Origin of the sequence: Planctomonas psychrotolerans, assembly GCF_008642235.1 — a bacterium.
In the GTDB taxonomy this organism is placed as follows: Bacteria; Actinomycetota; Actinomycetes; order Actinomycetales; family Microbacteriaceae; genus Planctomonas; species Planctomonas psychrotolerans.
Genome location: NZ_SJEV01000002.1, coordinates 296,369 through 307,339 on the forward strand (window position 1 = coordinate 296,369; position 10,971 = coordinate 307,339).

General features: G+C 70.1%; 11 protein-coding genes and 1 pseudogene. 4 read left to right on the plus strand and 8 right to left on the minus strand.

Annotation, left to right across the window (positions count from 1 at the left end; genetic code table 11):
* Positions 1–7 precede the first annotated feature (7 nt).
* Genes lgt through EY822_RS14675 form a run of 5 tightly spaced genes read right to left on the minus strand, consistent with a single transcriptional unit; the run spans position 8 to position 4,092 of the window.
* On the minus strand, positions 8–1,021 hold the full coding sequence (gene lgt, locus EY822_RS14655; RefSeq protein WP_150309191.1) for a prolipoprotein diacylglyceryl transferase: 1,014 nt from the start codon (positions 1,019–1,021) through the stop codon (positions 8–10).
* A 49-nt stretch (positions 1,022–1,070) separates the two neighbouring features.
* Complete coding sequence (trpA, locus tag EY822_RS14660) at positions 1,071–1,877, minus strand: tryptophan synthase subunit alpha (protein ID WP_150309192.1); 807 nt, start codon at positions 1,875–1,877, stop codon at positions 1,071–1,073.
* Positions 1,874–3,085, minus strand: a complete 1,212-nt coding sequence (trpB, locus tag EY822_RS14665; protein WP_150309193.1) for a tryptophan synthase subunit beta — start codon at positions 3,083–3,085, stop codon at positions 1,874–1,876. Before trpB ends, trpA begins: the two co-directional genes overlap by 4 nt.
* Positions 3,076–3,858, minus strand: coding sequence for an indole-3-glycerol phosphate synthase TrpC (gene trpC / locus EY822_RS14670; RefSeq protein WP_150309194.1), 783 nt, complete (start codon positions 3,856–3,858; stop codon positions 3,076–3,078). Before trpC ends, trpB begins: the two co-directional genes overlap by 10 nt.
* Positions 3,859–4,092, minus strand: a complete 234-nt coding sequence (locus EY822_RS14675; RefSeq protein ID WP_150309195.1) for a DUF6704 family protein — start codon at positions 4,090–4,092, stop codon at positions 3,859–3,861.
* Positions 4,093–4,365: 273 nt separating this feature from the next.
* Between EY822_RS14675 and EY822_RS14680 the strand changes: the two genes are divergently transcribed.
* From EY822_RS14680 to EY822_RS14690, 3 genes are all read left to right on the plus strand, one after another.
* Positions 4,366–5,658 carry an enolase C-terminal domain-like protein gene (locus EY822_RS14680; protein WP_150309311.1) on the plus strand — a complete coding sequence of 431 codons (1,293 nt, stop codon included), beginning with the start codon at positions 4,366–4,368 and terminating at the stop codon, positions 5,656–5,658.
* Positions 5,659–5,755: 97 nt separating this feature from the next.
* Positions 5,756–6,724 carry a non-homologous end-joining DNA ligase gene (ligD, locus tag EY822_RS14685; RefSeq protein ID WP_150309196.1) on the plus strand — a complete coding sequence of 323 codons (969 nt, stop codon included), beginning with the start codon at positions 5,756–5,758 and terminating at the stop codon, positions 6,722–6,724.
* Complete coding sequence (locus tag EY822_RS14690; protein WP_150309197.1) at positions 6,721–8,373, plus strand: sulfatase family protein; 1,653 nt, start codon at positions 6,721–6,723, stop codon at positions 8,371–8,373. Before ligD ends, EY822_RS14690 begins: the two co-directional genes overlap by 4 nt.
* Positions 8,374–8,476: 103 nt before the next feature.
* Here the strand turns inward: EY822_RS14690 and EY822_RS14695 are convergent.
* From EY822_RS14695 to EY822_RS14705, 3 genes and pseudogenes are all read right to left on the minus strand, one after another.
* A pseudogene (locus tag EY822_RS14695) lies at positions 8,477–9,415 on the minus strand (formylglycine-generating enzyme family protein); the annotation flags it as partial.
* 89 nt (positions 9,416–9,504) lie between these two features.
* Positions 9,505–9,855, minus strand: coding sequence for a DUF202 domain-containing protein (locus tag EY822_RS14700; RefSeq protein ID WP_150309199.1), 351 nt, complete (start codon positions 9,853–9,855; stop codon positions 9,505–9,507).
* The gene (locus tag EY822_RS14705; RefSeq protein ID WP_150309200.1) at positions 9,852–10,211 is read right to left on the minus strand and encodes a YidH family protein; all 360 of its coding nucleotides are present in this window, start codon (positions 10,209–10,211) and stop codon (positions 9,852–9,854) included. The genes EY822_RS14700 and EY822_RS14705 overlap by 4 nt, the downstream gene beginning before the upstream one ends.
* A gap of 113 nt (positions 10,212–10,324) precedes the next feature.
* On the opposite strand from EY822_RS14705, the gene EY822_RS14710 reads away from it, so the two are divergent.
* Complete coding sequence (locus EY822_RS14710) at positions 10,325–10,936, plus strand: TetR/AcrR family transcriptional regulator (RefSeq protein ID WP_150309201.1); 612 nt, start codon at positions 10,325–10,327, stop codon at positions 10,934–10,936.
* Positions 10,937–10,971 lie beyond the last annotated feature (35 nt).

Here is a 10,971-nt window from a genome sequence, read left to right on the forward strand (position 1 = left end):
CCCGCGTCTAGGACTTCGCGCGGGTTCCGCTTGTGGCGGCCGCAGAACTCGCCGCTTCGTGGTGTTCGAGAGCGCTCGAGCCGTTCTCGAAATCCGAATCGGTGTACACGGATTCTACATCAGCGCGGGCGGGCGCCCACTCACGGCCGGGGACGTAGACGCTGATCTCCTTGCCGGGGTGGCGACGGGTCTGCACGATGAACAGCACCACGCCGATCACGATCGCGGCGAGGGCCGCCCACACGTTCGTGCGGATACCGAAGAAGATTTCGCTCGGGTCGATGCGGATCGACTCGAAGACGGAACGTCCGATGCCGTACCAGATGAGGTAGAGCGCAAAGGCCCGTCCCCAGCGCAGGCGGATCTTGCGCTCCAGCAGCAGGATCAGCGCCATGCCGGCGAGATTCCAGACGATCTCGTAGAGGAAGGTGGGGTGGAAGAGCGTGCCCTCGGGGAGCCCGGCGGGGAACGCGGGGTTCGTGGACTGAATCTCGAGGCCCCACGGCAGTGTGGTCGGGGTGCCGAACAGTTCGTTGTTGAAGTAGTTGCCGAGGCGGCCGATCGCCTGCGCGAGGAGCATCGCCGGCGCGAGGGCATCGGCGAACGACCAGAACCGGACGCCGGTCATGCGGCAGCCGATCCAGGCACCGACCGCTCCACCGAGGAGCGACCCGAAGATCGCGTTGCCGCCCTCCCAGATGTAGAAGACCCGCCACGGGTCGGCACCCTCGTAGAAGTAATCGGCCGGGTGGGTGAGCACGTGGTACGCCCGCGCACCGACGATCCCGAAGAACACGGCGAGAAGACCGATGTCCAGGACGACGCCCGGCTCTGCGCCACGGGCGGTCAGCCTGCGTCCGGTCAGAATCATGGCGGCGAAGATGCCGGCCAGGAGGGCGAGCGCGTAGGCGTGGATGACGAACGTGAGCGGCAGGTTGACGCCGAGGTCGGCGAGCCAGGCGGTCAGATCGAACCGGGTCTGTTCCGGATCGGGACTGGGGATGCTCAGGGGGAACTGCATCGACGGGCTCACTTTCGACAGCTGAAGCTCTGGGCCGGTGGCCCGGCGGCTAATTTACCTTAGTGCCCGCGGCGAGCGCCGCAGCGGTGCGCGCCACCTCGGGCACGCCGCCGTTCGCGAGCGCGGAAACCAGCGCAGAGCCGACGATCGCCCCGTCGGCGTAGCCCAAAATCTCGCGCACCTGCTCGGCGGTCGAGACACCGACTCCCACGCAGGCGTGCTCGGCGCCCGCGGTGCGCAGTCGCTCGAGGAGACCCCGCGCGGCGGCGTCCACGTCGGCCCGTGCCCCGGTGATGCCCATGGTCGACACCGCGTAGACGAAACCGCGGCTGGCCGCGACGGCCTGCTCGAGTCGGGCGGGACTCGACGACGGTGCGGCGAGGAAGACGCGATCGAGACCGGCCCGGTCCGAGGCGGCGATCCAGTCGGCGGCCTCGTCCGGGATGAGGTCGGGGGTGATCAACCCGGCACCGCCGGCCGCGGAGAGGTCGTCGGCGAACCGGTCGACGCCGTACTGCACGACGGGATTCCAGTAGGTCATGACGAGCACCGGGGCGTCGACGCGAGCCGTGATCTGCCGCACCGCCTCGAAGCCGTCACGCAACCGGAAGCCCTCGGCAAGGGCGCGCTGGGTGGCGGCCTGGATGACCGGGCCGTCCATGACCGGGTCGGAGTAGGGCAGGCCGAGCTCGATCACGTCGACGCCGTTCTCCACGAGCGCCACCGCCGCGTCGATGCTCGTGGCGAGGTCGGGGAACCCGACCGGCAGGTAGCCGATCAGCGCGCCCGATCCCGCATCCTTCCGGGCCCGGATGGCAGCGCCGACGGTGCTCTCGTGCGTGCCGGCCGTGCTCATACCTGTTCGGCTTCCTGGTCGATGAGGTCGAAGTAGCGACCCGCGGTCTCCATGTCCTTGTCGCCCCGACCGCTGAGGTTCACGAGGATGATCGCGTCGGGCCCGAGCTCCTTGCCGAGCTCGAGCGCGCCGGCGAGGGCGTGCGACGATTCGATGGCCGGAATGATGCCCTCGGTGCGGCTGAGGAGACGCAGGGCCGACATGGCTTCGGCGTCGGTGACGGGCCGGTACGAGGCCCTGCCGAGGTCGGCGAGCCAGGAGTGCTCCGGTCCGACGCCGGGGTAGTCGAGCCCGGCCGAGATGGAGTGCGACTCGACGGTCTGGCCGTCCTCGTCCTGCAGCAGGTAGCTGCGGGCGCCGTGCAGCACTCCGGGACGGCCCTTGGTGATGGTCGCCGCGTGCCGGAGCGTTTCCGCGCCGTCGCCCGCGGCCTCGAAGCCGTACAGGGCCACGTCGGCGTCGTCGAGGAACGCGTGGAAGATGCCGATCGCGTTGGATCCGCCGCCCACGCAGGCGACGACGGCGTCGGGCAGCCGGCCGGTGAGCGCGAGCACCTGTTCGCGCGCTTCCTCGCCGATGATCTTCTGCAGATCGCGCACCATCTCGGGGAAGGGGTGGGGACCGGCGACGGTGCCGAAGATGTAGTTGGTGGTCTCCACATTGGTGACCCAGTCGCGCATCGCGTCGTTGATGGCGTCCTTGAGGGTGCGGGAACCCGTCTTCACCGGGATCACCTCGGCGCCGAGCAGTCGCATCCGCGCCACGTTGAGCGCCTGCCGCTCGGTGTCGACCTCGCCCATGTAGATCACGCAGTCCAGTCCGAACAGCGCGGCCGCGGTGGCGGTGGCGACGCCGTGCTGCCCTGCGCCGGTCTCGGCGATGACCCGCTGCTTGCCGATCCGCTTGGTGAGCAGGGCCTGGCCGAGCACGTTGTTGATCTTGTGCGAACCGGTGTGGTTAAGGTCCTCGCGCTTCAGCAGGATGCGTGCTCCTCCGGCGTGCCGGGCGAAGCGCTGCACCTCGGTGACGATCGACGGTCGACCGGTGTAGGTGGCGTGCAACGACAGCAACTCGGTCGCGTACGCGGGATCCTGCTTGGCGCTCTCCCACGCCTCGGACAGCTCGTCGAGCGCGGCGATCAGCGATTCGGGCACGAAACGGCCGCCGAAGGCGCCGAAGTAGGGGCCCGTCTGTTCTCTCAGTGCCACGGTTCCGTCTCCAGGAATGAGGTGAGGGTCGCGACGGGGTCCCCCGTCACGAGTGCTTCTCCGACGAGCACGACGTCCGCGCCGCTCCGCCGGTAATGCGCCACATCGGCCGCGGACTTCACGGCGGACTCGGCGACCCGGATGATGCCGCTCGGGATCGAGTCGGCGAGTCGGCCGAACAGGTCCGAGTCGAGCTCGAAGGTGGACAGGTCGCGGGCGTTGACCCCGATGAGCGCGGCACCCACGTCGAGCGCCCTGGACACTTCGTCGGCGCTATGCGTCTCGACGAGGGCGGTCATGCCCAGCTCGCGGGTCAGCTCGAAGAGCTCATGCAGCACGGTGTCGTCGAGCGCCGCGACGATGAGCAGCACGAGGTCCGCGCCGGCCGCCCGGGCCTCGAACACCTGGTACGGCTCGGCGAGGAAGTCCTTGCGCAGCACGGGAACGCGCACCGCATCCCGCACGGCGACGAGGTCGTCGAGGCTGCCGCCGAAACGGCGTCCCTCGGTCAGCACGCTGATCGCGCTGGCGCCGCCCGTCTCGTAGGACACCGCGAGGGACGCGGGATCGGGGATGTCGGCCAGGGGTCCGCGGGACGGACTGGCCCGCTTGACCTCGGCGATGATCTTCACCCGGTCGGCGGGCGCGAGGGCGTGCAGGGCGTCGAGAGCCGGGGGCATCGCCAGTGCATCAGCCTCGACCGAGGACAGGGAACGGGTGAGTCGACGTTCCGACGCGTCGAGGACGGCGCCGGCTACCAGATCGTCGAGCACCTAGTTGTGTGCCTTCGGCGTGTGGCGGTGGCCGCCGACGCCATAGCCCATGCGCTTCAGGACGAGACCGAGGAGCGCCCCGACGAGCACCAGTCCCGCACACGCCCAGACGAGCCATTCCACCTCGAACCAGAACGCGAGCGTGCCGATGGCGAAAGCGATCAACATGATCACGACGGCGGCCCAGGCTGCGGGCGAACTTCCGTGGCCGGACTCTGCGGAATCTGCGCTCATGGTGCGGTGGTCTCCTCGATCTCTCTGTACCCCTTCAGCCTAGCCGAGGCGCACCCGCCCGCCCGCCGGTGCGCTCCCGCATCCGTTCCCCGCCCGGTGCCCCCCGCCCCACCACCCTGGTCGAGACCGGGGGTGGTAGCAAGCGGACCGTTATGCTGCTGCCACCGTGCTGTCCCAAACGGATGTGCGACCGAAACGAGGGGGTTTCCCGTGAACGCAGCCAGCCCAACGGTCGAAGCGGTGGAGGTCGTCCCGGTCGCCGGCCACGACAGCATGCTGCTGAACCTCAGCGGCGCGCACTCCCCGTTCTTCACCCGCAATGTGGTGATCGTGACCGACAGCAGCGGCAGCACCGGCCTCGGCGAGGTGCCGGGCGGGGAGTCGATCCGGTCCACCATCGAGGATGTCGGCGCCCTGTTCCTCGGCCGGCCGATCGCGGAGTTCCGCAGCCTGCTCCGCACCGCCACGGCACGGTACCGGGATCGGGACTCCGCCGGACGCGGACTGCAGACCTTCGACCTGCGCACCACCATCCACGCGATCACCGCGCTGGAGTCCGCCCTCCTCGACCTGCTCGGCCAGCACCTCGGCGTGCCGGTGGCCGAGCTCCTCGGCGAGGGCCAGCAGCGCGACCGCGTGCAGCTGCTCGGCTACCTCTTCTATATCGGCGACGCGTCCCGCTGCCCCGACGTCCCCTATCCGGCTCCGGAGGACGGGGACGCCTGGGCGTCGCTGCGGCGACGCGAGGCCGTGACCCCCGACGCGGTCGTCGCCCTCGCCGAGGCGGCGCGGGAGCGCTACGGGTTCCGGGACTTCAAGCTGAAGGGCGGGGTGTTCGACGGCGCGGAGGAGATCGCTGCCGTGCGGGCGCTCACCGACCGCTTTCCCGACGCCCGCGTCACGATCGACCCGAACGGCAGCTGGTCGCTGGCCGAAGCGATCGAACTGTGCGCGCCGCTCCGCGGGGTGCTCGCCTACGCGGAGGACCCGTGCGGGGCCGAGGGCACGTATTCCGGCCGGGAGACCATGGCCGAGTTCCGCCGCGCCACCGGCATTCCCACCGCGACGAACATGGTGGCCACCGACTGGCGCGAGCTGGCGCACGCCATCCGCTCCGATGCCGTGGACATTCCGCTCGCGGACCCGCACTTCTGGACGATGCAGGGTTCGGTGCGGGTCGCGCAGCTGTGCTCGGAGTTCGGCATGACGTGGGGCTCGCACTCGAACAACCACTTCGACATCTCTCTCGCCATGATCACCCACGTGGGCGCAGCGGCGCCCGGGACGATCACCGCGCTCGATACGCACTGGATCTGGCAGGACGGCCAGGGGCTCACCACCGAACCCGTGCCGATCGTCGACGGCTGCATCGAGGTGCCGAAGCGCCCCGGTCTCGGCATCGACCTCGACCGCGCCGCCCTCGACGCCGCCTCGGCGCTCTACGCCGAGCACGGACTCGGGCACCGGGACGACTCCGTCGGCATGCAGTACCTCCTCCCCGACTGGCGGTTCGATCCGAAGCGGCCGAGCATGGTGCGGCCGAGCCAGATGCAGTCGAGCGAGTAGCGTCCGAGTGTGCGCCGCCGAGGCGGGCGCGACGCCGGCACCGAAGCCGGCACGGTCCTGAGGACCCGAGCAGAACCGCACCGGAGGAGAACGCATAGTGGCGAAGTCGAGCAGCCCCGCCGTCGAGCTCGAGGTCGGCGGACGAACCGTGCGCGTCAGCAATCCCGACCGCGTCTACTTCCCCGCCCGCGGCGAGACCAAGCTCGATCTCGTGCAGTACTACCTCTCCGTGGGAGACGGGATCCTGAACGGGCTCCGCGAGCGGCCGTGCATGATGCACCGGTTCCCCACCGGTGTCAGCGGCGAGAAGGTGCACCAGAAGCGGCTGCCCGCGGGTGCGCCGCCCTGGATAGAGACCGTGCGGGTCTTCTTCCCGCGATACGGCCGCACCGCCGACGAGCTCTGCGTCACCGAGCTCGCCCACGTGGCCTGGGCGGTGCAGATGTCGACGGTCGAGTTCCATCCCTGGAACAGCCGTCGCGCCGACACCGAGCGGCCGGACGAGTGGCGCATCGACCTCGACCCGATGCCGGAGTCCACCTTCGACCGCGTGCGTCGGGTCGCAGGCGTGGCGCACGAGGTGCTCGACGACCTCGGGGCGGTCGGCTGGCCCAAGACGTCGGGCGGATCGGGCCTCCACATCTACGTGCGCATCCGCCCCGAGCACGGATTCGACGATGTGCGGCGGGCCGCTGCCGCGTTCGCCCGTGAGGTCGAGCGGCGCGTGCCGCAGGACGCGACGACGACCTGGTGGCGGCGCGAGCGGGATCCCGCGGCGGTGTTCGTCGACTACAACCAGAACGCCCGCGACCACACGCTCGCCGCCGCGTACTCGGTGCGGGGCAACCCGGAAGGCACGGTGTCCGCACCGATCACCTGGGCCGAGGTGCAGGACGTCCATCCCGGCGACCTCACCATCGCCACCGTTCCGCACCGCTACGCCTCGATCGGCGATCTGCACGCCGGTATCGACGACGCCGTGTTCGACATCGCCCCCCTGCTGGAGTGGGCGGACCGCGACGAGCGCGCCGGTGCCGCGGTGCCCGAACCCGAGGCAGACCGATGACCGCCCGCCCGAACGTTCTCTGGATCTCCACCCACGACATCAGCCCGCACCTGGGCACGTATGCGGGAGTCTGGCCGGGAGCCGAGCAGGCCGTGACGCCCCACCTCGACGCGCTCGCCGCGGACGGAGCCCGGTTCGACAACGCCTTCGCCGCCGCGCCCGTGTGCGCGCCGTCGAGATCCGCGATCATGACCGGGTGCTATCCGACCGCGATCGGCACGATCCACATGCGCACGAAAGCGGTTCCGCCGCCGGAAGTGACCCTGTTCACCGAGTACCTCCGGGCCGCCGGTTACTACACGACCAACAATTGGTTCACGGACTTCCAGGTGGACACCCCGCCCACGGCGTTCGACGACTGCAGCGAGACGGGCCACTGGCGGAACCGGCCCGATCCGGCAACGCCGTTCTTCGCCGCCTTCCACGGCATGGTGACGCACGAGTCGCAGATCTATCTCGACGACGATGCCTTCGCCCGGGTCACGTCGAACGTGACCGACGAGCAGCGGCACCACCCCGACGACGTCGAGCTTCCGCCCTACTATCCCGACACTCCGGTGTTCCGTCGGTCCTGGGCCCGCTACCTCGACCTCGTGACCGAGATGGACGCCTGGGTGGGCGGACTGCTTTCCGAGCTCGACGACGATCGCCTTCGCGACGACACCATCGTGGTGTTCTGGAGCGATCACGGCCTCGGTATGCCGCGGGCCAAGCGGTGGGCGCACGAGGCGGGCCTCCGCGAGCCGCTCATCGTCCGCTGGCCGGAATCGATCGCGCCGGGGACGGTCCGCACCGAGATCGTGCAGCTGATGGACCTCGCCCCGACGATGCTCGCCGCGCTCGACCTGCCCGTGCCCGACCACATGCACGGCGCCCCGCTGTTCGACAGCCATGGCGAGTTCCGATCGCCGAACACCTATGCGTTCGGGGCGCGGGAACGCATGGACGAGCAGGAGGACTCCGTGCGCACGGTCCGGAACGGCCGCTACCGCTACATCCGCAACCTCCACCCCGACCGGTCGGAGCTGCAGCATCACCAGTACGCCGACCACCTCGACACCTGGCGGGAGTTCCGGCGCCTCGCCTTCGAGGAGGCCGGGCAGCTCGCCCGCGGGCAGCACCCCGACCGACTGACCGACCTGCAGCGCACCATCGTCGCGCCCGCCAAGCCCGAAGAGGAGCTGTACGACATCGCGGCGGATCCGCACGAGACCCGGAACCTCGCGGTCGACCCGGAGCACGCCGACGCACTGGAGGAGCTGCGCAGCGCCCTCGACACGTGGACCTCGCGCTACGGCGACCTCGGGTTACTGCCCGAACGGGAACTGCTCGACGCCTGGCGTCCCGGTGGCCGGCAACCGAGCACAGCCCTGCCGGAGGTGTCGATCGTCGACGGCCTGATTCACGCGGCCTGCAGCACGGAGGGGGCGTCGATCGGCTGGACTCGCGACCCACCCCGGCAGGTCACCGACGAAGCCGCGGAAGCCGTGTCGCCGATGGGATCGGTGACCGGTGCCCCGGAGCCCGACGGCCGCCACTGGCACCTGTACGCCGAACCGTTCGAGGCGACGCCCGGCGAACGCATCTGGGTCGGCGCATGGCGAATGGGCTTCGCCCCCAGCGGAATAGTCGAGGCGCCGACGGCCTGACGGACTGCGAGCGACGACTCGCGGCGATCGTCCGTCGGCGGGCCATACCGCGACGTCGGGCCAGGACGACGTCGGGCCAGAGCGACGTCAGGCCAGAGCGACGTCAGGCCAGAGCGACGGTGCGAAACCCGGCGTTGCCCATCGATGAGTCTGGTGTGTTCGAAGACCGGGCGGCGTTCCGGTAGCGATTGCAATAGGACGAGTGGCAGAGGTACGACCCGCCGCGGAGCACGCGGGCGGAACCGGCGCCGGGTCCGGTCGGGTTCCCCCGGGGTGACCGGGCGTAGTAGTCGGCGTCGAACCAGTCGGAGCACCACTCCCACACGTTGCCCACGGTCTGCCACAGCCCGAAGCCGTTCGGGGCGAACGACCGCACGGGAGCGGTCGTGGGGAATCCGTCCTCGGCGGTGTTCACGGCAGGGAAATGGCCCTGGAAGATGTTGACGCGCCAGTGTTCGCCGTTCATCAGCTCGTCACCCCAGGGGTACCGTGCTCCGGAGATGCCGCCGCGGGATGCGTACTCCCACTGCGCCTCCGTGGGCAATCGCCGACCCGCCCACGCGCAGTAAGCCGTCGCGTCGTTCCAGCTGACGTGCACGACCGGGTGGTCCTCGTGGCCGTCGATCGTCGACTGCGGACCGCCCGGGTGCCGCCAGTCCGCCCCCCGCACGCCGAACCACCACGGCGCGCCGGATGCGCGGCCCATGATCGCAGCGGGGTCCGCGGCGACGGCGAGGTGGAACACGGCCGAGTACCCGAACGACTCCGCCTCGCTGACGTAGCCGGTCTCGCTGACGAACGACGCCCAATCCGCGTTGGTCACGCTGGTGGCGTCGATCGAGAACGGGTCGAGAGCGACGTCGTGCACCGGACCCTCGCCGTCGAGCGCGTTGCGGTCTCCGGTTGCATCGCCCATCGAGAAGACGCCGCCCGGAATGCGCACCTGCTCGACCCGGTGCGTCCCCGGCCGATCGGCCATCGACGGCGACCACACCTCGTCGCGTGCGCCGGGTGCGCGCGGGGGTGCGCAACAGGACGCGCCGACGGTCTGTACGTGCTCGACCGACCCGCCGTGGTTGTTCGGGGCGTTCGATCGCTCGGGCTCGGGCGGTCCGGTCCGTCGGTCATCCCTCACTGGAGGAACCTCCCGAAGGACAGCAGGAGCACGTAGGCGAATGCGGCCATGCCGATCAGCACCGAGGCGGTGGCGAGTGCGGCGAGCGGCGCGGCGTCGCCCGGGAGAGGCCGCCCTGCGACGAGCGCCTGATGCGACCGGCGGTACCGAACACTGGCCGTCGTGTAGGCGACGAGCGCGGCTACGGCGCCGAGAAGCCCGATCAGTACCCCGACGGAACCGAGAACCGGGAAGGCGAGACGCGCCCCGAAGACGCTGCCCACCGCCACGGCGAGCGCCGTGCGCCGCCACGCCAGAAGGGTCCGCTCGGGCTGCAGCCCGGGATCGAACGGCGGGTCGGAGGTCACGGGAACAGGAACCCCAACGACACGAGAACCACCGCCACGCAGAGTCCGAGGGCGATGCCCGCACCCAGGGACGGCGCCGGGAGAGCACGCCCTTGGCGCAGGGCACCCTCGGTGCGGGCCCAGCCCACCCAGGACTGGATCGCGGCGAGCAGGCCCAGCACGATGAACAGGACGGATGACGCGATGCGGAGACCGGGCTGGATCGGAAGCTCGAGGGCCTCCAGAGCGACGCCCGCGGCGATGAGGGCGAGCGACGTGCGGATCCAGGCGAGGAACGTGCGCTCGTTGGCCAGGCTGAACCGGGGATCCGGTTCCGTGCCGGTGCCGAACACCCAGTTCGGGAATCGTGTCGCCATGAGCAGTCCTCCGGAACGGCGTGCGCGAACCGTTCAATTCCGAGCGGTTACTCTATATTAGAAGCATCGCCCTCCGAGGGCGACGATCGAGGCACGAAGGGGGTTTCGTGGGCATGGACGGCAGTCGTGCGCGGGGCCCGCGGGGTCCCTACGCCAAGACCGAATCCACACGGGGTGTCATCCTCGACGCGGCGCTGGACGTCTTCGCGGAGTCAGGGTATCGGAGTGGGTCGCTCCGCACCGTAGCGGAGCGCGTCGGGATGAGCGAGGCCGGACTGCTTCACCACTTCCCCAGCAAGAGCGCCCTCCTCGCCGCGGTGCTTGAGCGACGCGATGAACAGACGCGGGAGCAGTTCCCGTTCGATCCGGTCCATGGAGCGGAGCTCCTTCGATCGTTCATCAGGCTCGCCGAGTACAACGCGTCCACTCCGGGTGTCGTCGAGCTGTTCTGCACCCTGGCCGCGGAGGCGACCTCGCCCGAGCACCCGGCTCACGGATACTTCGCGGAACGGTACGAGAGCACCCGGAAGATCACGCTGACCGCCCTCCGGCAACTCGCCGACAGCGGGCAACTGCGCCCCGGGATCTCCCCCGAAACAGCGTCCCGAGGCACGATCGCGCTGATGGACGGATTGCAGATCCAGTGGCTGCTCGACCGGACCTCCGTCGACATGGCCGCCGATCTCGGCTCCTACTTCAACACGCTGGTCGAACGCCCGCTGTAACGCCGACGCTCGCACCGCCCGCCTCGACGAGAAGC